The sequence below is a fragment of the Allorhodopirellula heiligendammensis genome (genome assembly GCF_007860105.1).
Classification (GTDB): Bacteria; Planctomycetota; Planctomycetia; order Pirellulales; family Pirellulaceae; genus Rhodopirellula; species Rhodopirellula heiligendammensis.
On the sequence record NZ_SJPU01000002.1, the window covers coordinates 1,249,330 to 1,271,742 of the forward strand.

At 57.9% G+C, this 22,413-nt stretch carries 13 protein-coding genes; 3 read left to right on the plus strand and 10 right to left on the minus strand.

The window, feature by feature from the left end:
- The first annotated feature begins 247 nt into the window (after positions 1-247).
- Both Poly21_RS15070 and Poly21_RS15075 read left to right on the plus strand, forming a co-directional pair.
- Positions 248-1,918: a DUF4153 domain-containing protein gene (locus Poly21_RS15070; protein ID WP_146407776.1), complete on the plus strand. Its 1,671-nt coding sequence runs from the start codon at positions 248-250 to the stop codon at positions 1,916-1,918.
- A gap of 80 nt (positions 1,919-1,998) precedes the next feature.
- Positions 1,999-2,964 carry a pyruvate kinase gene (locus Poly21_RS15075; RefSeq protein WP_146407777.1) on the plus strand — a complete coding sequence of 322 codons (966 nt, stop codon included), beginning with the start codon at positions 1,999-2,001 and terminating at the stop codon, positions 2,962-2,964.
- Positions 2,965-3,110: 146 nt separating this feature from the next.
- On the opposite strand, the gene Poly21_RS15080 is transcribed toward Poly21_RS15075, so the two are convergent.
- The 5 genes from Poly21_RS15080 to Poly21_RS15100 all read right to left on the minus strand — a co-directional run bounded on the left by Poly21_RS15080 (position 3,111) and on the right by Poly21_RS15100 (position 7,741).
- Positions 3,111-4,283 carry a metallophosphoesterase gene (locus Poly21_RS15080; protein ID WP_146407778.1) on the minus strand — a complete coding sequence of 391 codons (1,173 nt, stop codon included), beginning with the start codon at positions 4,281-4,283 and terminating at the stop codon, positions 3,111-3,113.
- Positions 4,280-4,882, minus strand: a complete 603-nt coding sequence (locus Poly21_RS15085) for a SixA phosphatase family protein (RefSeq protein ID WP_302119017.1) — start codon at positions 4,880-4,882, stop codon at positions 4,280-4,282. The genes Poly21_RS15080 and Poly21_RS15085 overlap by 4 nt, the downstream gene beginning before the upstream one ends.
- Before the next feature lie 416 nt (positions 4,883-5,298).
- Positions 5,299-5,775: a DUF6960 family protein gene (locus Poly21_RS15090; RefSeq protein WP_146407779.1), complete on the minus strand. Its 477-nt coding sequence runs from the start codon at positions 5,773-5,775 to the stop codon at positions 5,299-5,301.
- A gap of 174 nt (positions 5,776-5,949) precedes the next feature.
- A complete protein-coding gene (locus Poly21_RS15095; RefSeq protein ID WP_302119019.1) occupies positions 5,950-6,711 on the minus strand; it encodes a hypothetical protein in 762 nt (253 codons plus the stop codon).
- Positions 6,712-7,099: 388 nt separating this feature from the next.
- Complete coding sequence (locus Poly21_RS15100) at positions 7,100-7,741, minus strand: hypothetical protein (protein ID WP_146407780.1); 642 nt, start codon at positions 7,739-7,741, stop codon at positions 7,100-7,102.
- Between the two features lie 138 nt (positions 7,742-7,879).
- On the opposite strand from Poly21_RS15100, the gene Poly21_RS15105 reads away from it, so the two are divergent.
- Positions 7,880-9,178 carry a hypothetical protein gene (locus tag Poly21_RS15105; RefSeq protein ID WP_146407781.1) on the plus strand — a complete coding sequence of 433 codons (1,299 nt, stop codon included), beginning with the start codon at positions 7,880-7,882 and terminating at the stop codon, positions 9,176-9,178.
- Between the two features lie 48 nt (positions 9,179-9,226).
- Here Poly21_RS15105 and Poly21_RS15110 read toward each other — a convergent pair whose 3' ends face one another.
- The 5 genes from Poly21_RS15110 to Poly21_RS15130 form a co-directional block, all read right to left on the minus strand.
- Positions 9,227-11,053, minus strand: a complete 1,827-nt coding sequence (locus tag Poly21_RS15110; protein WP_302119022.1) for a hypothetical protein — start codon at positions 11,051-11,053, stop codon at positions 9,227-9,229.
- Positions 11,050-14,763, minus strand: a complete 3,714-nt coding sequence (locus Poly21_RS15115; protein WP_146408722.1) for a DUF5682 family protein — start codon at positions 14,761-14,763, stop codon at positions 11,050-11,052. The genes Poly21_RS15110 and Poly21_RS15115 overlap by 4 nt, the downstream gene beginning before the upstream one ends.
- Positions 14,764-14,783: 20 nt before the next feature.
- Complete coding sequence (locus Poly21_RS15120; protein ID WP_302119025.1) at positions 14,784-15,962, minus strand: ATP-binding protein; 1,179 nt, start codon at positions 15,960-15,962, stop codon at positions 14,784-14,786.
- Between the two features lie 209 nt (positions 15,963-16,171).
- Positions 16,172-21,370 (minus strand): DNA-binding protein, encoded by a 5,199-nt coding sequence (locus tag Poly21_RS15125; RefSeq protein ID WP_146407782.1) that lies wholly within the window; start codon positions 21,368-21,370, stop codon positions 16,172-16,174.
- On the minus strand, positions 21,367-22,260 hold the full coding sequence (locus Poly21_RS15130; protein ID WP_146407783.1) for a DUF4132 domain-containing protein: 894 nt from the start codon (positions 22,258-22,260) through the stop codon (positions 21,367-21,369). The genes Poly21_RS15125 and Poly21_RS15130 overlap by 4 nt, the downstream gene beginning before the upstream one ends.
- Positions 22,261-22,413 lie beyond the last annotated feature (153 nt).

A 22,413-nucleotide genomic window follows, 5' to 3' on the forward strand; every position in this document is an offset into this window, starting at 1 on the left:
AGCCCAAAAATCGCCACAAGCCCAGCCGTCGCCCCCCAGGTCGAAACATCCCTGAAAGTTCCTGTGGGGCTGTCAATTAAGTGGAGCTTGACAAGCTGAGTGCCGGCTGGGTACGGGCCGCCAGGCTAGCTCAGCCGCCAGCACGCCCGGACTCACGGGCTGGCCCGCCCATTTTCGCCCGCCGGTTCGGTGTAGGATAAGAAGCATCCTTGTGTGGTATCTTCTCGTCTTTTGGTGACCCCTATCAATGTCTCACGATGCGAACGTTTCCGAGGCCGGCGAGTTCACCAATCCCACCCCGGAGGCGGTGCCCGCTGGCATCGATCGTCTGTGGGCACTCGCGGCCGAAGTATCCATGGTGGTCGTGTGGACTGTCGCCGCTGACCTATTGATTTTTCGAGGTCGCGGTTTCTTCGCCGTCGCCGCGTTCTTTGCGGTGGCTCTGGTCGCTGTCGCCGTCGCGCATCTGTTGCGCTGGCGGCCGGCAAGCGAGCTGACGCCAACGCCGTTCTGGAGTGGGGTGGGCGTTGCCGGAACATTGTTGTTGCTGGCGGTGATTCGGTTGGGCTGGGAAGGATCCGCTGAGCTCACGTTGTCCGCAGTTTTTGCCTTGGTGGCGCTCGTGCTTGCACTCTCAGGATGGTTACCGACCCTGTTGCGGCTCATCACGACGACCATGTTTGCACCGTTCTTGGGCGCCCAGCGTCTGCCTCAGTTGCAGAGCGTCTCGCTTTCCGCTCGGCTCACGCCCTCGCGGTCGGTGTGGCTGTCCGTGCTATTTCCAGTGCTCGCAGTCGGCTTGTTCGGCGGCATCTTTATCTTGGCGAATCCCGATTTGGTAGAACGGGTTTCCAACTCGCTTTATACGACTTTCACGCGGGTGATGGACTTTTTCTCGGAAGTCTCTCTCTGGGAACTTCCGTTCTGCGTACTTGCGTTCTTTGTCGGGATGGGGTTGCTGCGCCCGCTCACGCCCGGGCAGGGCGACCTGATCCAACGCTTGCTCGGTGACGCCAGCACGGACGAGTTTGTCACGCTGCCCCAACCAGCGGACGCTGGGGAGGCGAATTCGATGTATGCGCCTTTTCGCAATATGTTGGTCGCCTTAATAGGATTGTTTGTCATTTATCTTGCCTTTGAGTTCACGACGTTATGGCGACGTGAGTTTCCGGCAGGGTTCTACTACGCCGGTTACGCGCACCAGGGGGCTGCATGGTTAACGGTCGCGCTCGCATTGGCCACCGTCACGCTGTCGATGATCTTTCATGACGCGATGTTTCGTGATCCTCGCATTGAGCGGTTGAGATTACTCGCCTGGATTTGGTCGGGAACGAACTTGTTGCTCGCCGTCGCGGTTTATAACCGCTTATCAATTTACGTTGGCTACAACGGGATGACCCGGATGCGGACGATTGGTTTTTTCGGCATTACACTCGTACTGGTGGGATTTGCACTGGTGATTGTCAAAATTTTGCGGCGACACTCGGTGCGGTGGCTGATCCAGTCCCAACTGATTGCCCTTTCATTGGCCGTCGTGCTGTATTGCCTGTTTCCGGTCGATTACGTTGCCCACCGCTATAACACCAATCGGGTCGCGGGGGGCTATCTGAAACCGTCTGTCATGATCGCCGTCAAGCCGATAGATGATGAAGGTATTTTTCCGCTTTTTGATTTGGTCGATCATTCTGACGAGACGATCCGAGAGGGCGTGCGTGCGATGCTGGCGAACCGGCAGCGGGAAATCGAATCGTATGCGCGCGACACCCCGTGGAGCTGGCACCGTTACCAGTACGCCAAGACGCTGCTATATCGAAAACTCGCTGCCAAACAATCCAAGTGGACACGTTACGTGCGTGATCCCGCCGCAGGCGAGCTCGCGATTAAGCGGTTTGAAGACTACGCGATGCAGTGGTACTAATCTATCGAGTCGTTTTATCTCGGTTTGGTACAACACGTTTTTCAGTCACCGATCTCTTCCTCTGTTCTTGACTCTGCCCCATGCGATTGACTGCCATCGTTGGTACACACGGGTTCTTGTCGCGGATCGTTCCCCGGTCCCTCGCGTTGGTGATCTTGCTCCAAGCGATTTGCCTGCCTGGATTTACTGGAGCGGCACCCGCCGAGCAGCTGGAGACGCCGGGAGAGCGGCGCGTCAACTTTCAGCGCAAGCCGCTGGACCTGATCCCGGCAGGAGCCAGGTTTGTGGAGGGGCCGCCGACGGGATGGTCCAACCTGCTGTCCTTCGTTGAAGTCCAGCTTACCAGTGGCGATGCGACTGCCGTGTCGGAGACCGTTCGCCATTACGCCGAGCTCTTCAACCTCGTCATGTTGGCGAATACCAACCAAAATGCAGCAGGCGAATTTGAACTCGATCGAGTCGCGATTGGTTTTTCAATGCTCATCGATGGTAAGAACACCGTGGTCACGTCGGACACCCAAAGCGATCTTGGTGGGGGGCTCTCTCTCATCGGGCGCGGCGTTTTGGATAGTAATGTCGCCTCTCTCGCTCGCGTGGAGCAGGTGGCGAGGACGGACAATAGCATTCTTATTGACGCTCCCGCTGTGTTCCTTCGTGACGGGGAACATCGTGAGATGGTGGTGCGGCACTACATCTGGGTCTTCCCTGAAAACGGCAATGTGGGAACGCTCGTTTGGCTGCTCGATCCGTCACCTCGTAGTGCGCCGCGACCCTCGCAGCTGCACATTGTTGATCGAAAGATGGAGCTATTGCCACCAAATATGCACGAAGACCGCGTGATGGACGTCGATGCTGACAAATTCAGCGTCTTTGGCATTCCTGCCAAGGATGCCTTTGCCTCAGTGAGGTTGCCGCCGGGCGTTACCTTTGAGATGAACGAGGCGATGCAGCGCACCGCCGGGCAACAGAACTTTACTGCAGAAACCTTCGCGGACCTCACGACCGCCATTGCGCAGAGTTTGAAAGCGGGCAGAATCGCTGAGTAAGTTACCGACCGCTGCGCATCCGTGGGAGCGGGCATGTCGTCCAGGATGCCGGTGTTCGGGGGTTGGGCTCACGGGACGACGGGCTAATGGAGCGATGAGCTCCCGGGACGATGGGCGCGGGGCCATCGAGCATGGAAGGCATTCGTTCAGGTCGCCCTGAGCGTCAACAGCGACAATTCTGGGCGGCAGTGAATGCGCAATAAATGCACCCCTCCGAGACCACGTGAGACGTGCATTGTCGTCGGTGCACGGTAGAAATCACCGGAGGCCCATCGCGTACCATGCCAACTCGGGCTGAGGATCGGTCCGGCCAGCGGCAGCCGACCCTGTCCACCATGGGTGTGGCCACACAGCAGCAGGTCGAATTGATGCCGCCGTGCCCAGTCATATTGATCAGGGCTGTGGCTCAAACAGATTTTCAGCTGCGCATCCATCGCCTCCTCGATGGCGATGATCTCGGTGGGCGACGGGCGCTCAAACCACGGCCATTCATTTCCGCAGAGGGTGACGTCGATGCCGCGTAGCCGAGTCCTTCGGCAGCAACCACCTACATCCGTCCAGCCACCTGCTGCCATCTGCCGTCGCACTTCCGAGGGTTCTGCAACGCGTGTGTCGTGGTTTCCCAAGATAAAAAAGCTGCCATCATTGGCCCTCGCCGCTGAAAACATCTCAGCCAGCCACGCCACACATTCCTGTGCATCGACGATATCGCCGGTCAATGCGAACATCTCTGGTCGAAACTCCAACGCTCGATTGATCACCCTCGCCATGTAGGCGGGATCGAGATCGCCGGTGAGGTGAATGTCCGACAGATGGGCGATTCGGTAACCATCCAGTTCACGTGGCAGCCGAGCGAGCGGAATGTCGATGTTTTCGATGGCAAGATCGAGAAACTGATTACCGGGAATACGCGCGGCCCGGCGGCATTTGGGTGTTCTGGCAAATTGCTCGATATCCTCGCGTGAGGCTCGCTCGACGCGGTTTACGCGAGTGACCATTGCGTGCTGAACGCCAAAAATCGGGCGCCACAGGAGCCACAGTACGAACAGCATTCCCCCCAATATTAAACACAGTACGCCATAGGCAAGCACCGCCAATGGTAGGTCGTCCCAAACAAAGCTGCCCTCCGCCATTGAACGAAACGACCGGGCCCACACAATTCCTATCACCGCAGGCGTAACCCATGTTTCGAGAAACATGAGCTTTTCAATGCGTTTGATCGCCCTCCGAGGCCACCCCAGCGAATTCAGGCGGTTATACGCCGACAGCCGCAAACCAAAGTGTGCGATCAGCGCCAAACAAACCCACACCAAATTCATGTTTGGGGCCGGGCATCGCGATCGAGCCCCTTGGGCTTCATTTCGGCCAAATATCGTGTGTTTTCTGCAGTCAGCGGTACCGACCAGCGTGGAATGTCGCACCGAAACGCGACCATCGCAGCGGTGCTCAGCCCGATCGCATGTTCTAGCAACGCCGATGCGGCGTAACTGATGCCCGGGTTGTGTGCTAGCACCAACACTGTTCTTGGCTGGTTCCCCGAATTCTCGATCGAGTTGGCGAAATCGTTACAGACGATCTCAAGGATGGCATCACCAGGGGCCAGATACAATTCGGGAATCACGTGGAGGTGGGCGGTCTCGAGCTTCGTATTGTCCCAGTACGACTGCATCAACATCGCTGTTTGCTGGGTGCGAGTTGCCGAGGAACAGAGGATGTGAGTGGGCAGCAGTCCCGACTCGGCAATCCAACGTGCCATCCTTGGAGCGTCTCGCAAACCTCGCTTGTTCAATGGGCGATCATGATCCGACAGATCTTCGTCCGCCCAATCACTCTTAGCGTGCCGCATTAACACGAGTTGGAGCCCGGTTTGTGACGATAGCGACTCGGGCGGGGACGACTCGGGAGGGGATTTCGTCACGCGTCATCCTACTCGGATTAGTCGGAGGCGGTGTGGTGCAATCGCGGGCGAGGAAATCAATTCCCATCCACGATGATCTGACCAACGATCAACCACACGAAGGTAAAGGCAATTCCAAACGCGGTGTGTAGTGCTTCAACATTCATAGTCAGCGACCTCAGGCATAGAGATTGAGGTGCCACTATCTCGCTCGGATACGAAATGTATCGTGGCACCAAGGGAACGGAAAGAGGCCGTTTCCCTGGCCTGAGTGCGACGGCGCCGAGTGTCGACGCGGTTGCCGTTAATATTCCATGCGGCACATCCGATGCTGCATGAAGTGGTATCGGCAGGTCGCTGGGATAAACATTCATAAAAAAACAGGGCGGCGTACAGAGTCCCCAGTTTGCCAGGTCGCTGCGATCGGGAAACTCTGGCTACCAGTCTGTGATTCGCTCGCCGGCGCCGTTCCAGGTCGGGGTGGGGTGCTCGATCTCACCGGGCCGAACGTGTTGTTTGGTGGACAGTAGGCGTAGATGCTCATGCAGGTAGAGCCGTTTCTGCATTTGTGCTCCACGCCGCAGTCGATACAAAATACGCCCCTTGCGGCGAACGTAATACATGCCGGTGATCACACCCACAAACAGGTCCCGCTCCATTCCCACGCCGATGGCTTCGACATCGTCGCCGATATCGAGCCCTTCGCCGGCGATGGGCAGCCACATGCATGGCAGCAACCGAAATCTGAATTCGCCGTAGTGGTAGTGATAGTACTGACCATCAAACGACTCACGCCGCAAGACACGTTCGCTCGGGATTAGCCGACTGACAATGGAAATGTCTTCAGGGTGGATGAAGCCTTCGCCATTCTCGGGCCAACGAGGCATCAGACCATATTGCGGAAAAGTATTCACAGCGACCTCCACGTGAGCGGGGCTCCAAAACGGGGCTGGGGGCAAATGAGTGCCTAGCTGCCTGGTGGTTTACAAACCCGGCGCGCCGGTGAGGCAGTTCAGCACGTACCTCGCTTGCGTTTCGGGTTGGTATTTGTGCACTCGGACAGTGAATGCAACGAACTCAACAGGCCGCTAGAACCCGCCCTCGGTTTTGGCAGTTTTGATTTCCTGACGCAGAATTGTGGACATTTCGATACGAGGGAATCGTTTGTCTTCGATTTTAGCACGATCCGCCAGTATTTTCGCTCGCAAGATAACCCCGCGAACATCCTGTGGCACTATTTTGGATTTCAGCGTGCGGGTGCCTGTTTTCTCGTCGACAATGACAACAGGCTCCACCACGTCGATGATATCAAACACCGTCGCCTGATTGGTTTGAATTGCACTGCGAACGCGCGACAGTTCCGTGATTGCTTGCTGCTTGTCAGGATCTTCGAAGTTCTCTTGGATGTACATTTCGATCGCATCGAGTTCGCCCCAGTGCGTGATTGGCAACCGCACGACCCGTTGCATGATCGCTGCGGCTTGAGTGGGTGGGTAATCGGGGGCACCGATCTCTTTGATCAGTCCTTCAAATTGTTCGATCACCTTGGCCTTGTCGTGGGGTTCAAGCAAGCTCTGCTCAATCATAGGGACAAAACCCTGCAGCGTGCGCACAGCAATTTCAGAACGCTTTTGAAACAGGATCCAGGTCGTCACCCCACAGATCACCGCAGCAGCGATGCCGAGTAATAACGTGCCCGCGACAATCGCCGGCAGACAACCCGGCCCTTCGTCGGTTGGAGCATTGCCGCCGTTGACGTCAGCCCCATCGTTGGCATCAACAGCAAGGGTTTCACTGTCCGGCGATTGCGACGTGTTTGCGACGTCGTCAGTGTCGTGGGGTTGGTTCACGGTGCGAGCACTACAAAATTTCGAGAATGGAAAACAAAAGCGTTCAGGTGGCAGACCAATGAACTTTTACAAGTGATTGACCGGCGTGCGGGAGTAACGCGCGTCATGATGATGATTGCTCGGTTCTTACGACATACCAAATCCAGGCTGCGGAGTAGCGGAAGTCGGTAAGACGTTCGTGGTGTTTTCCCCGCAGGTTATGTGTTCCGAGCAATCTGCAACTCTGGACGTGCTGTTGAATTCGTGTGCCGAGACACGTAAGCGACCGGGCTTGCGACGTTGCTCGGTGCGTCACGGCACTCGGCTCAGCCTGGTGTTACCGCAGGCGGCGAAAACAACATCTGTTGACCAAGTTCAGCTCGCACCACCGGGGCTGTGACTGGGGGGCCTAGCTGTCGAATGCGTCGAGTTCGTCAACGAGGCGATCAAGTGCGTCGGATTGGGATGGGGCTACACGTGTTTCGGGGCGAGATTTTAGAGTTGGGGGAGAGACAGGCGCGGGTGGAGCGGGACGTGGCGCAGGATCAAGGGTGGCGGAGGAGTTGAGTCGGGGCGGCGCCGATTCGGATGGCGAGCCGATTTGAAATGTGGGCACCTGGAGGGTCCGCAACAGCCCTTGCAATGCACCGAGGACTGCTGGCACTCCGTCCTGGCGACGCATGTCGAAGAAATACATCCGCCCCTGCCGTATCGACTCCTGCGAAGTTGCCGATACCGATGGTGGCTTCGCGGAGACCTCATCCTGAGGATCACCTGCATGTGGGCGACGAAGCATGGGCCGACCGGCACGGTCCAAGTCCGCCATCACCTCGGCCGGATCCTGCCATGCGAGGCACGCGATATGCCCTCCGATCGATTCCAACGCGAGCGACTCGGTGGAATCCTCCGCGGCGTCGGGCAGGCGTTCGAGCAGAGTCACGTCAAGCCCTGGCCGACCGAGTAGATGACCGAGTAAATCGTCGCTGTGGGCATGCCACGTCGATCCACCGCCGGGAGGACGGAGCACGAGAACACTGAGACGGACGGCCATACGGGATGCTTAGAAGGGAGTGAGGTCGAGACACGAGCGGCGCTGCCGTATGGTATTCTAACCATCCTCGCCATTATCAAACACCGTTCTTTCCATCATGTTTTTCCAGGTGACGTCATCACATCCCACTCATTCGACATGCCGATTTCAGCGGCATCCAAACTGACCCGCCGTCAAGCAATGAGTGGGCTGTCCGCTGCCGCGTCCCTAGCCGCCTTCGGATCGGTGGGTGGGGCCGATTCGTTGCTCGAATTGCCACCCACTAAACAATTGACCCATGGTGGGCCGGACCACTGGTTCGGGTACTACGACAAGCTCGAATTTGACCCCGCCGACCGCTTCGTCCTGGCGAATGAAGTGAACTTTTCTGGACGCACCCCTACCGCGGATGACGTGATCGGTGTGGGCATGGTCGACACGCAGGCCGACGAGCGGTGGATACCGCTAGGCAGCAGTCATGCTTGGGGCTGGCAGCAAGGCTGCATGCTGCAGTGGCGTCCGGGATCCGCCTCGGAAGTTATGTGGAACGATCGGCAGGAGAACCAGCATGTGTGCCGACTGCTGGATGTGAAAACCAAAAAACTACGTACTCTGCCGCGCCCCATCTATGCCCTCAGTCCGGATGGCAAGTACGCAATTACTGCGGATTTCGCTCGAATCCAACGCATGCGACCCGGCTACGGCTACGTTGGCTTGCCTGATCCGAGTGCTCGCCAACGGGCTCCTGAAGAATCAGGCGTCTGGAGAATGGAGATTGAAACGGGCAAAACGGAGTTGATCTTCTCGCTCGCTGACGCCGCAAAAATCGACTACAACGGTCAGTCATTGGCGGACAAATGGAATTACTTCAATCACCTGCTGGTCAGCCCAGACGGCACCCGTTTTATCGTCTTGCATCGCTGGCGAAACAACGAGGGCGAGGGTGACAACGCGCGTCCGGTGGGTGGGTTTTCGACGAGAATGTTCACTGTCAACATGGACGGTTCGGAACGATACATCCTCGACCCCTCAGGACATACGTCGCACTTTATCTGGCGCGATCCCAAGCACGTATGCGCGTGGACGAAGCCGGTGGGAAAGCCGGCGGCGTTCTATCTTTTGAAAGATCAGACGCAGGACATCCAGGTTGTGGGCGAAGGTGTGATGGCCACCAACGGTCATAACACCTACGTGCCCCATACCGACAACGAATGGATTCTCAATGACACGTATCCGCTCGGTAAAAACCGCGAGCAGAATCCCTATCTCTATCACGTTCCAACTAACCGCAGAGTGTCGTTGGGTAAATTCCCAGCACCACCTCAGTTCACTGGGGAGTGGCGTTGTGATACGCATCCCCGAAGTAGCAACGATGGTCGATCCGTGGTGATCGACTCAGCGCATTCCGGTGGCCGCCAGATGTACCAAATCGATATCAGTGGCATTGTTAACGCGTAGCTCAACTAGGCCCCCAATCGATCCGGGGCGGAGCCCACTGCAAAGTCCTCAGCCGACGACACGCATCCACTTTTCTCGCTCGTAGAACCCGCGTGCTGCGCGAAGATACTGCTCAGCGGCGGCCAACACGAGCGGCCGACGAAATTGATCGGTGTATTGGATCTCGCCCTCGCGCCGCCGCACCGCTGGCGCTTCGGAACAGGCCATCGCCACAGCGTCGAGTATATCAGCGGCGGCGATTTGTCCTCGTGAAATTAATCGGGCATGGTCGCGGCGATGGGTCGTCGATGCGATAGGTCCGATAGAGCCACGACCACCGATCACCAAAGAAGTGCAGCGACGATCCAGACCTGGAAACAAATTAACCTGAGATGCTGCGCCAGCGATTGTCGCAGACGGCGCCTGCTGATGGGCGTCGTCGACCTCGCTCGCAAACCTCGTGGCATGTCGAAAATACTGGCGTTGAAGTCGATCGAGTCCCAAGTGACAACGTCCCGCCCAGGAATCCGGGAGCACGAGATCGTCTGAGAATGTACGGAGACTCAGTCCATCGATCCACCCGGCCCGTTCGAGCCGCACACGACCCAACATTTCTACCTTCAGCCCAGGGCATCTCGCGAGCATCTGCAGGTTCTCTCGAAACGGTAGGGCGGCATGATCGATCGAGATCCCCAAGGTCAATCGGATATCACTTTCATCGAGTTCAAAGGCAACTCCCAAACCATGGGCACCGAGGATTTTGCCTTGGATGCAAACCAAGTCCCAACCGCCTCTGCGTTTCCAATCAGGCTCGTGGGCGAGATCGAATACCGCGGCGACCTGGTCACGCAGTGGTGCCGTCCAACGCGCTGATAGCGGTGGGTTTCTAGGTGCAGCAGACCCACGCGACGGCTCGATCACCCAACGTGTCTTGCTGCCTTTTCCTAACCGACCATCGGGTGAACAGCTCATGTTCTGCACATCCATATGGGATCGACTGAGGATTTGCGCCGAAGCCGTTGTTCCACCCAGTTCGATTCCGCCTCGGTACGCTTGGCCGATCAGAGCAACATCGCCCGGGCGTGTTTCTACAACTTGATAGATTTGTCCATCGTCACCGGTCAAGTGCGTCACTACACCAGCGAATCCACTGAGCGTTAGGATCGGTTCGGCAAGGATGCCCGCCAATCTTTTCACGCCTGTCGGTGAAAATTGGCGGCGTAAGAAACCGAGCTTCGCGGACAAGATTGTTTGTTCACCCAATAACTCGTTCGCTGCGTCAATCGCTGTAACGGTATCGCTACGTAGGAGTTCGCAATCGGTGTGGTCGTCAGAACGGCGAAGCCGCTGGATGCCTTCCGCGATGCGAATCAACGCAGCCGACAAATGAATGAGTCCTTCGGCGCGAGCTTGGTGCGCGGCACGCAGCAGCGATGACTGGATGATGACGCCACTGGCCCGCGCACCGCTGACCATCACACCATCGATGGCGTGCATGCTCTCGATAGCGGTTTGTCGCATCGCGGCGGTAATCTCGATTTGCTCGTCCGGCAAGGCTGTTTCGCCTGCGGTTTGGTCTTCGTCATTCGACGGTGAGCTGTCATTGCCACTGGCCAGCGGCAGCAGCGTGACACATGCGAGCACATGGAAACATTTCGGCGTCAGAAGGCAAGAACACGTGATGTCCTTCGGTTGCGTGATTTCGTGGTTACTGTTTCCTGTCAAGCGAACCGTCTCTTCGCCAGCGGAAATCACCCAGCAGAGTCCGTCGCGATTCCACTGCCAGGTGCTGGCGGCATTCGGCTCGCGATCCAAACGTTTTCGTACGCGACTTGGGGCCGCATCGATAATGGCGGCGAGCATTTCTGCGGTGATGGTAGGGCGCGGAGTCGTCATGACGTCGTCTGTGCTCTGCGAATCTGATCTCCCACCCAGCGTGCCAGATTTTCGGGACTGACTGCGGCAACTGGCATGCCAGCTCCCGCCATCATGGCAGCAAAACCTTGGTGGTATCTCGCTACACCGAGATCATCCAGAGCAGCCAAGCCCAGGCAGGCCACTCCGGAATCGACTAAGGCCCGAACCTCCGCAATCATACTTCCGACCGAAACACCTTCTTCAAAGTCTGAAACGAGAATCACGATGCTGCGCGCGGGAACCGAAATGCCCGCCCGCGCCGCTCGCAACCCCAGCCCAATGTTGGTTCCGCCGCCGACTTGAACTTCCATGAGCAGCGACAGGGGATCGGTGACCTGTTCGCTGAAGTCGAGCACTTCCGTGCTGAATGCTAAGAACTTCACTGACAGAGCGGGCAAGGCATCGAGCACGGCGGCGACCAGAGCGCTGTAAATCACCGACGCCGACATTGATCCAGAGACGTCCACGACAAACGTCACGTGCCAATCCATCTGCCGCTTCGCGGGCGAACGAAACATCAATCGCTCAGCGACAATGGTGGCTCGGCCATCGGGCCGACGATGACAATTCGCTAAATTATCGCGGATCGTGCGAGCTAGATTGAGATTGCGGTTTTTTCGCCGGGTCGGCCGAGGCGATGACAGTCCATGCAGTGCCGGCTGGAGTCGCACCGCCAACTGCATGGCCAAGTCCTCGGTGATGCGGCGGGCCAATCGTCGCAACGTCGCAATTTTCGATTCCGGCATCGCTCCGGCAAGCGACAAGACTTGTTCGAGCAACTCAATCGAAGGCGTCACGGTTTCGGGATCGAGCAACTCGATAGCGGCCAATCGGCCCGCACCCGCTGCCGCGCCGAGTACTTCTTGGCACAAATCACTACCGAATAATGCCTCTAAATCATCCGCCCACTGCGCCGTCGTCGGTTGAGGAGCCTCGCTCCCGCCACCCCTACCAGGCGGTCTACCGGACAATCCCGCCCGTGCCCCTTCACCGCGGCCACGCCCGTAGAGTTGGTCGAGGGACGTGGCGCAGCGTGAGACCGTAGCGGAATTGGAATCCGGCGGCAAACCAAACACCAATCGCCATCGATCCGCTGTCGTAAAGTCGCTGGCAGCTCTTTGAGTTGACCTAGCTTTGGTGTCATCACTCGCTGGCTCCTGTGCAGTGTGTGGTGTTTTACTGTTGGAGGTCGAGGCCTTCGCTAGCCATTGGTCTATTGCGGGGTAGCGTTTCTCTATCGCATCCCGTCCTGCCAGATCTGCTTGCCGTAGCAGCACTAATTCGTCTGCAATCGTAGCGGGATCACCCTGTTGGTCGAACGGTAGTGTCGAGCCGCTGGCGTTCAATTGGGTGTCGCGTTCGTCTAGTTCGGACAAACAGACGCTCAACAATCGCTGTCGATCCGCAGGTGAAAACTCAGCGAATGCGCCTCGCAGGGAAGGCAGCCGTGACAAAAATACCTCGTCGGACATGTGCTCGATGCCGTCGCCAATGCCACCCAACCACAGAGGGTCGCTCTGCATCCGCGGAAGCAGGACTTGAGTCGCTCCGGCGAGCGAGTCCTTGAGACGTGTTCGGCCTTCGCGATCTGTAGCCGAGTCTAGCCAACCTCGCGTGAGCGCCACGAACGCAGCGTCACTCTGTTCATCTAACATGCATAATGCTGCTGCGCCGGCACCTCGCATGCGGTCGCTGCCGCTACGCATCGTCTGACGACACCACTGCGTCAGCCGAACTCGGCCGGACTCAGAGGCCGGCTCGCTAAGATCCGACATCACCGCGGCCTGCAAATCACCCGTCATCCAGTCGATTAGGTCCACGATAGCGGTGACATCTTGCGGAGCTTGTGAGCCGCTCATGCCCGCCAGACGCTCCAATCCAGCTTCCAAACATGCAGTGATGGTATCGACCGAGTGAGGCCAAATGAACACTTCCACCCAAGGGGGATAAGCGGCGGCGATGTCCGGTGGTAAGCCGGGTAGGTGCCCCGCACGAATGCGAGTGATGATGGTCACGGCTGTCACGAGCTCGGATAATCCAGCGGCTGCTCGAAACGAATCGCTGATTTGCGTCAGCGTCCGCCGTGTCAATCCTACCAAACCACACTCGGTGGCAATTCGCAGCCGACCCAAAATGGTAGCAGGTAAGTCATCGGTGTCACTGAAATCCTGACCAGGGATTCGCCCCGCCGTGCGCACTAGGCCCTCAACCACTTGACGCAGGGAGACACCGTAGCGTGAAACCGATTCAATGGTCGCGGCGGTGCCCTGTTGCCAGCCAACTCGCCAACGCTCGATCAAGTTCTCGCGATGTCCCCGCTCGACTTCATCGATGCGCTCGGCGTATGGTATTCCTGCCGCATTGAGTTGACGTAAGACGACGGCGCGTGCGCGATCGCGAGGCCGCCGCAGCACGTCGAGCTGGATCTCCTTGGCATCTTCATCGACGCGGGCGGGCGCGCCGCTCGCTGCACGCCGGGTGGATCGCGACTGCCCTCCGAACGAGTCGCGACCAGGCAGTTTCAATGCATCAAGTTGCCGATCGATATCAACGGCCAATCCACAGCGGGGAGCGGCGGGCGTAACTGTGCCGATCCGATCACCAATCAAGATCTCGCCCGCTGCCTTGGCGACAGCTCGGCCCCGACCCATCAGATCTCCTTGAACCAAACACGTCTGAATCGCTTCGACTAGCTCACCTCGACCGGCAACACGCAACCCTCTCAACCTCGCTAGGTCTCGCATCATTCGTAGCGACTCGGCCGCGTCGGGCATTCCGGCGACGTGTCCATCTTGACGCAGTCGCCGGCAGACTGCCGTGACGAGTTCTGCGGCCGCCGCATCGGCGTCCAGGCAAGTTCTCGACTCCCACATGCGCTGATGCCAGACGGGATCACGCACCCCGGCTGGGTAACCGCTACGTTCGTCGAGTTGCTCAAAGGAATAGGGAACGAGCGACACGCCGACTCCGTCGGACGACTCGGCGATCGCGGCGGCCAGGATGGCGGCATCGTGTTGCTCTTGCGATCGGACAACCTCGGGAAGCAAGGCGGCGGCATGGAATGATCCGATCACGGCGGCGCTATGCTTAGGTGCCATCCGGATCGCTTCCCGCATCGCTGCCTCCCGAACCAGATCACGAGATGATATATCCGGCGTGCTGTGACGGACCGCATATCCGAACACCAACGCGGCAGCACGGATCGCGTCGGGCTCCGCTTCAAATCCTGGTGATTCTACCAACCGCTGCCACAATCCCCCTGTGTCGCTCTCTCCTGTACGGTGCAAGAGGCGATCGAGCAACGTCGTTGGGGCTTGTTCCCACTGCGCATCGGATTCACTCGACTCCAAGTTCGAAAGAGGAGTCTTCGCTGCCACAGACAAATCGCAAGGCACGACGGGGATGCCCCGTTGTCGCGCCCAGCGGATCGCAACCCACTCCGGTGAAAAGTCTGCCATGGGATAAAAGAACAGTCCGTGTTGGTCGTGCACGGCAGAAATGGCAACCGGTGCCATCGTTTGAGGATCGGCGAGGTGCTCGATCCAGTCCGCGAGGTCGGAGGGCAACTCGACGAGTAGGCACTGCGGGGCGAACGCGTCGAGCATCTCGGGTACGGCTCGAGAAAGTGCCGCGGAATGATGCCGCACCCCGATCAAGAGTGGAGCGCGAGACTGCGTCAAGGCAAGCATCGATGGATCCAAGGACTCCATCACTCCTCCAAAACTCTACGAAGATCAACGAGTCTCTTCCAGAGCGGCGATCCGTCCTCTGCCCGCCGCCGCACGGGACCATCCCAGTAGGCTAGCAGTCGCTCGCGATCCTTGGCTTCATCCTTCATCACGACACCGAGCAAGTGTCCTGGCATCCGCGAAATTGGATCAAAGCCACTGGGGAAAAACACGCTTTCACGGGTGATGGCTGTTGCAACGGCGACCGCTTCGGCGGTGCTCATCACGGTGCTCGGGCGTGTGACCTGCCACCCCTCATCACTGCGTCCACTTCGTAAATCGCGAAACACGGTTACTAGAATCTCCACCAGTGAACGATCGACAGCCACCAGCGAGCCGGTCTCGGCAAGGAGCGCCGCGGCGCGGATCGATACCAGTTCTCGCTCGCGGACCTCGTCGGCAATCGGCGCAATGGTCTCAAAGTTGAACCGACGTTTCAGTGCCGCCGACATCTCTGAGACACCGCGGTCGCGCAGGTTTGCGGTCGCGATGAGCGCGAATCCAGGAGCCGCGAAGATACTATTGGCTTGTTCGTCGCCGGCTTGATCCATTTCCGGAATCATCAATCGACGTTCACTGAGGATCGAAATCAATGCGTCCTGAACTTCGGGCAAACAACGTGTGATCTCTTCAAAGCGTATGACCTTGCCGTCTCGCATGGCCGTCATGACGGGGGAGGGAACGAGAGCCTCCCGAACCGGCCCTCGATCGAGCAGCATGGCGTAGTTCCAACCATAGCGAATCTGGTCTTCTGTCGTGCCTGCCGTTCCCTGCACCGCGAGCGACCCCGTCCCGCTAATGGCAACGGCCAACAACTCACCAAGCATGGACTTGGCCGTGCCCGGTTCACCTACCAGCATCAAGCCACGTTCACCGGCTAGCGTCACAACGCAGCGTTGGACGATATCACGCGGACCGACGAACTTTTCGCTAATCTCTCGCGCGTTCGTTTTGCTGCTGCCAACTTTGACTCCATCGCTACCGCAGATGAAGTCCACCACGGCCTGGGGCGACAGATTCCAGCCTTCGGGTCGAGACGCTGAGTCCGATGCGGCGAGCGCAGCCAGTTCGTCGGCGTAGCGAACCTCCGCTGGTGGTAGCTGCACGCGCGACATGGGGCGGGTTGCCGAGGTCTTGGGCTGTGTTTTTTTCTTAGCCACGAAATTGAGCGCCGATCGAGATGAGTAGCCGGGTCTCTTCGAGACTCGGATTTCTTAAGCAAAAATACGAGTCGCGGCCCATCCATACGATCGAGATAGGTGGCGAACCCGCGTCGGGGTTGAATCTTGTTAAACGTTCCCTTCACGCGACAGATCTGCGATAGGATCTATCACCGCGGCCATCAACTCAGCGTCTCGGAGTGACGGTGTTACGATGACATCGTCTCTTCATATTTGGGTGAATCACCATCGACAATGCGCTGCCACGCCAAGCGAAATTGATCGCCAACACAGCGCGGACAGACGATCAAGCTTGCATACCCGCCACGAAGGCGATCCGTGTTTTGATAGCCGAACATGACAAGTTTCCAGGTTTCAATAGGTAGGTTTGGGAGTTTGAGCGGCTCCCAGCCACCGGGCAAGAAAACGTCTCGTCCGGCGCGGCTGCGTTTGGCAGTAACAACGTATTCTCCATCGACTAATTCCTGGGCCACCGCCTTCAAGCGTGTCGTTGTCCAGGCGTTCCACAACTTAATGTTCGCGTAGGTGCAATCGTGCAGTGCGAGCAACTGCAGATACATCGTGGCAGCGTCTTCGCTGATCTTGAGCTGCTGCATCACTTGTGACACCGTGTCAGTCGCTGAAATTCGCGGATCCTGTTCCCAAGCACCGTCAGCAATCGACAGTTCGCGGGCACCATCGTCATTGTTATCGCGAATTCCACTCATTTCGTCGCGACGCATGGCGCGAACACAATCTGCGAATTGCAGATGTTCGGTGCCGTCTGTCTCCCAGTCAAACGTCAACGCTGCGGCGGCATGCAAGTCGGCTGAGTCTTTCTCGGTGAGTAACTTGGCTGGGCGGAACCACAAGTCGGCAGCGGGTGGCATGACCGCGCCCACCACCAATCCGCTGTCGAAACGATAGTAGCCATCTTCGGTCTGTTCGCACTTCGCAATCCGCGTTGAAAAATTACCGACGGTGCCTTCGACGTCTGTGGTTTGGTCGGCCCGGTATGACTCGGTCCGACTGCATCCCATCGGCAAAACTACGTGCGGATGCTCGAAGTACGCGCGTACCGCATCGATCAAACCGGGCAGTTTCCTACGTGCTTCATCGCCATGCGGCAAGCGGTAGTTCAGAAAGGCAATCGCGTCAGGCAGGCTCGGTAATACCGCATTGATACTGAAAGGCATGGGTGGGGTAAGCGTCCCGCTGAGCATTTTTTGGCGGTGTTTGGTTTCATACCCGAAATGCAGCTGGCGGGGCAGCAATACCGGTGACGAGCCTGGATCAGCCAGCAGTTCGCTTAGTAATTTAGTGTCCAGTGGCTGATAGCCTGTCCGTAGCGACTGCATCTGGCCAATTAAATCGGCATGCAGATGAACCGTCGCTTGGCGAGTTTGTTTCCAAGCGTCGACCATGAACCGGAAGGTGATGTCGACACTCTTGCCCAGAGCACCTGCGCTATTGCGACGGCAACCGGAGGCTAAAACCGATAGTGAAACTGGATCGGCCTCGGCGGCTGTCACCGCCGTCTTGATCTCATTAACCTTCCATCCGTAGTGTGCTCGCAATTCCTTGGTGAGTTTCTCTTGACCGTACAGCTGCGTGCGGAAATTTCCCATCCAACCGAGCGCCACTTGAATCGGAGATACCCCCAATTGTTCGGCGGCGGACTCAAGCTTTTCGAGTGGGACTAGGGGCAGTGATTGGACTTCAGCGACTGCCGTGAGAAAGTGATGTAGAGCGTTGCCCTTCCACAGCTTACGCAGCGGCAACGTGTGTTCGATCGCGAATCCCTTAGGGGGTTTGGGGCTGCCTTTTTCAGCATAGGAGAGGGCCACGACTTTCTCAGTGAGGTAGTTGCCCACTTTATAGGCGATATGCCGTGTCTTGCCTTCAACAATTGCAATCGCGCGATCATCGCTAGGTGCTTTCCCAGCCTTGACGAGCTTTTTGTAAGTTGCCTCCTCAGGGGAATCGGCGACATGCACGACAAACTCGCCAGGTAAATCGAGGATGCCGCAATCGGCAACAAACCGAAGCGCCTCGATCCAATCACCGGTCAGTCGCTGCGGGACGGGGACCCCATCGTCGGCTCCAGTGTGGCCATGCTGCCAAAAAAGTTTCCATGCCACTGCCGCTGCATCGTCGAGCATTCCGAAATACCAGCTGCCACCTTTGGGCAAACGTTCCACGGGGCCCCCGCGAAAAAATTCAACCGCTGTTGTCAGCTGTGCCGGATCCATCGCATCGTGGTAATAGCCCCGGTAGGGCTGCGGTACCATGCCTTGCGCAAACGGAATGTAGAGCTCCGCCAAGCCATTGCGAATCGCTTCACTCGATGCCTGAAGATTGGAGCTCTTCACATTGGCTTCGGTTGTGGGTGTCCCGTCGATGGGCTCGCCCAACACTTGCCGAGTCAATTTGTTGAGTGAAATCTGTTCGACGGCGGCCGCACGGGCGATGCGGGCCACGCCGGTCACCAATCGTGGCGGTGCTTTCGGCAGTAATTTGCTCACTGCCGCGCCGGTGGCGGTGCGGTTGGCGTCGGGATGCGCTGGATCCTCTTTGGTTTTAAGTGCTTCGTGCTCGATGCCACCAGCAGCAAACAGCTTCTTACTTTGCGCCACTGTAATCTGGCGTAACTTTTTCGAGCTCGTCGCGCATCGCACTTGAAAGAAGTGCAGGAACAGCGGCGGCAGGGCGATCGGTTGGCCTTCACGATAACGAGTCAGATTGCCCGTAAGTGATCCGATCCTTATGCCCGTATCGAGATCGATGAGTTCGTCGCTATTGGAAATGACCCAGTGGGAGTCACTCGCAGGTTTATCGATAATCGCCGCTGCAAAATGCATCTCGTCGGTTGCGGAGGGCCCGGGAGCGAGCACGGCGCTGCGCCCATCAATGCTAAGACTTTCGTACTGATGGTCGCGCCGTCGGACAATGCGCAAACCGAGCATTCCGTTGGCAACACCGAGCGGTGATGATTTCACGGCATGGGGGGCTGGCATGAGGTGGGACGTCGACCAGCTAATCCTACCGCCAGCGGGCAGGTGTTCTTCGAACCACGGCGGCACACTCTCTCGGATTACGTTTCCGGTAAGCGGATCGATCTCCTGCAGGCCGAGACGCTTGGCGGCATCCGCGGCAGTCTCCTCTTCATCGTCATCGAACTCGTTCCAAGCTCGGTACTGATCCTGCTGATTCCAGAATCGTTCACCATCTGAAAACCAGTGTCGCGAATTCGGTAGCAAATCGTCTCCGGCATGCAACACGCGGGTGCCGTAAAACACGCCGCCGTCGTACGGTATCAACGCGTCGACGTTCAGACCGTAGAAATACTGGCTGGTCGGTTTGCTTCTGCCACCTTCACTCAACCACGCGATTTTGTACTCGTAACCGGAACTGGTATCGAGCAGTCCGAGGACAGCGTCATCGCCCACGCGCACCATCTTCTCAAGACGCTGGTTTTTACCCAACGTGAACTCGCCAAGTGTATGGTGGCCGTCGGGACCGAAGGACTCCACCTTATTGTTCAGCAGCATCGTAAGGTATGGGAAGCTGGCGACCGCCTTGGATCGATATTCGGAGATCTTCGGCAGTTTCTGCTCATCACCAAATTCATCGAGGGCTGGCCAGCCGTATTCATCGAGAACGCCTGCGGCCAGGGTGCGATGAAGCGCCGCGACGAGATCGACGTTAGACAACCTGCTCCCCAATTCCGGAAACTGTTCCCCAGTCGTTCGTCCCGCGCACTTCGCCAGTACGTTGAGGCTCTCTTCGACGTCACGCAGACCACCTGTCTCGAGACGTTTGACGTGGTCATCGAGAAACCGCCACCACAACTCGCCGACCGCATCGTGACCTGCCGCCGCCTCTTCAAAGCTGCGCTGAGCTGCCACGGTCCGCCCGTACGAATGCCGATCGGGAGTGCGGCCGGTAAAGGTGACCAACGCTTCCAACTGCGAATACACCTTGGGGCCGAATCGCTCATCGGCAATCAGATGGCGGAGCTGCGAATTGCGGCGGTCGTGATCGACGTCGGCGCGTAACCAACCGTCAAAGTCCAATCCTCGATGATCCGCTGTGAAGGCGATGGGCAACCCCAATTCCAGTATCAGCTCGATGACATCCACGTCGAGAACGCCGCCGTAGTAGCCTCGACGCGTGAGTGAAATCGGCACGTCCGCGGCGCGAATCACATCTGCCGTCTGGGCAATCAAATCAAAAACACGGGGATTGGGCGATGATTCCACCGATGCCAGTCGCCCGATCCAGCCGGCGCGGCCACCAGGAATTTCAACCTCTGCGGGTAACTCGGACGCCGGTTTGGCCAGTAGCGGCAGCACGTTCCACTGGTCCAGCAAATCCAACCACGCCCACACGGGGCTATCACAACGGTAGGACGACTGTGGGTCGGTGTGGGCGAGCAGCCACATGCCAAATGCGTCGTCGTAAGCAACAAGCCTGGCGACGTTCTTCTTCACAGATTTCCAAAACTGCATGGATGCTCGCGCCATCGCCGGTGATGAAATCACTGCAAGTAAGAATGCATCTATCTCCGCGTCGGCATCTTTGCCCGCAGATTTTGCAAATTTGGAAAGATCCGTGGCAGCCGTCGCCATCGGTGGCATCCCACCCAGGGTTCGACGCACCGTCAGATCCGATAGTGTCTCGAATGCCTCGGCCGGCTCGAATTGGTTTGCGAGATCTCGCGTGTACTCCGTCAAGGCCTTGCCCGATAAGCAGCCGCTGAGTGTGAACTCGAGCACAGCGTCACGGCGTCGATGGGGGTCGACATCGAGCGAGTGCACCCGCTCCGCTTCGAGAGCTTTGCCGATCGCCCGTCCCGCATAGGTCGTGTTGCCCAGATCCTTGTAGATCCTCGCAACCTCTTCCCAAAACGGCGGCAGGAAATGTCGAACCGATCGGTTCAGCTCAGCCGCCATTTCGACAAACGCGTCCATCGCGTGACCTGGTTTCGACTTGGCTTTGCGCCCGGCCGCTTTGATGCGTTTGACGAGCGCAAGTGCGTCCTTGGCATTCTCTGGATGGTTGATCAATGCCCAGCTCGCAAATCCCAGTGCTTGGCGGCTTTGCCGGGCTATCGGCTTGCTCTCGCCGTCAGGCTGTAAGCCCAAAAACTCCATAGCCAAATCTTCCGCCGGGCCCAAGCGGTCGGCGCTCAGTCGCACGACGACACGATCACCCAGAGCCGTCCCGGTGTAACGTCGCGCAACGACTTTCTCGGTCGCACTTTCATCAACTTTAGCTGTCGGGGCAACCATCCCTCCTGCCGCCAGTTGAGCATCCCAGCGAATTTGCTGAGCAGTTTTCTTTTGAGGTGTGGGTTTCTGTTTGGATTGGGGCGCCTTTGTTGGCTTCGATTTCACGCTGCTCATGTGTTTTCCTCCGCCGATTCTTCGACCTTTCGTTTCGCAAAAATAGCCTCCGCCATGCGGACTCCCTCACTGAAGGTCACCGCGCCGAGATCGCCAATTTTTACCGCTCGCTCACTCGCGTCGACGAACACCAATTGGCCAGTATAGGTTTCCGACTCGGGATACTCGTCACCCACGTAATACCGAGCTTCGGTCATCGTGTCGCTCTCCCAGATTCGGCACGTGGCGTAGCCCCCGCGAACGGGATAGCCCAGGCGGCGACAGAGCGCTAAGGCAAAGTTGAGCTGCTCGAACATACCGTCGGAGTAGTCATTGATCGATTTCAGATCTCGCTGCTCGGCGGTTGCTCGATTGACCGGTCGATAGAGTTGGTCGATCGTTTGCGAAATGGCCAGATCACTGGCGAGTTCACGTAGTTCGGCAAGATCCGCGATCAAGATGGGATGGGGCACCATCAGGGCCGGTGACTTAAGCCACTGGGTTTCCCCGTCTAAATCGATCACGCCGCAACCGCGTTTGGCATCGACGTCGCGTAAGAGTCCGGTCTGCTCGAAATCCGCCTTCCCCCGAGCATCAACGGGAGCGACGACGAGGTTTTTCAGACTGGCCTGCCAATCGGAGTCCGGCCAGATCTCCTGCAGTACCTCGCGTGGGATTGACAATGATCGCAGCATCCAACGTTCGACTTGGTGCAGGCATTCGCTGCGATGATCGTCGAGCCATTCCGCCAACGCCCGCAGTGACTCTGCAGCCTCGGACTCTTTCAGCCATTTCGGAACTGATGCGAGCGTCTTGCCCTTGGGGTTGCGACAAACCAGTTTGCCGTCTCGCAACCCGATCTGATAGTCGCGTTCTCCAGGCAACCACGCAACTTCCGACTGCTCCACCATGAATCTGCACTCCCATCGATGACCGAGTAAGTTCCCAAACCGATCACCCCATTCTGACAGATTGGTGCCACCCTATGTGGTTGGTGTGCAGAGAAACCACCCGCGAAGAAGCCGAGACGGCAAACATGAATGTCTGCGCGTCTCAGCGATGCA

What these genes read in the sequence shown, in the direction of transcription:
- Poly21_RS15100 (WP_146407780.1), bottom strand. Translation starts at nt 7,741, where the DNA reads ATGGCCGTCCGTCTCAGTGTTCTCGTGCTCCGTCCTCCCGGCGGTGGA.
- Poly21_RS15115 (WP_146408722.1), bottom strand. Translation starts at nt 14,763, where the DNA reads ATGCTTGCCTTGACGCAGTCTCGCGCTCCACTCTTGATCGGGGTGCGG.
- Poly21_RS15105 (WP_146407781.1), top strand. Translation starts at nt 7,880, where the DNA reads ATGCCGATTTCAGCGGCATCCAAACTGACCCGCCGTCAAGCAATGAGT.
- Poly21_RS15130 (WP_146407783.1), bottom strand. Translation starts at nt 22,260, where the DNA reads ATGGTGGAGCAGTCGGAAGTTGCGTGGTTGCCTGGAGAACGCGACTAT.
- Poly21_RS15075 (WP_146407777.1), top strand. Translation starts at nt 1,999, where the DNA reads ATGCGATTGACTGCCATCGTTGGTACACACGGGTTCTTGTCGCGGATC.
- Poly21_RS15070 (WP_146407776.1), top strand. Translation starts at nt 248, where the DNA reads ATGTCTCACGATGCGAACGTTTCCGAGGCCGGCGAGTTCACCAATCCC.
- Poly21_RS15125 (WP_146407782.1), bottom strand. Translation starts at nt 21,370, where the DNA reads ATGAGCAGCGTGAAATCGAAGCCAACAAAGGCGCCCCAATCCAAACAG.
- Poly21_RS15110 (WP_302119022.1), bottom strand. Translation starts at nt 11,053, where the DNA reads ATGACGACTCCGCGCCCTACCATCACCGCAGAAATGCTCGCCGCCATT.
- Poly21_RS15080 (WP_146407778.1), bottom strand. Translation starts at nt 4,283, where the DNA reads ATGAATTTGGTGTGGGTTTGTTTGGCGCTGATCGCACACTTTGGTTTG.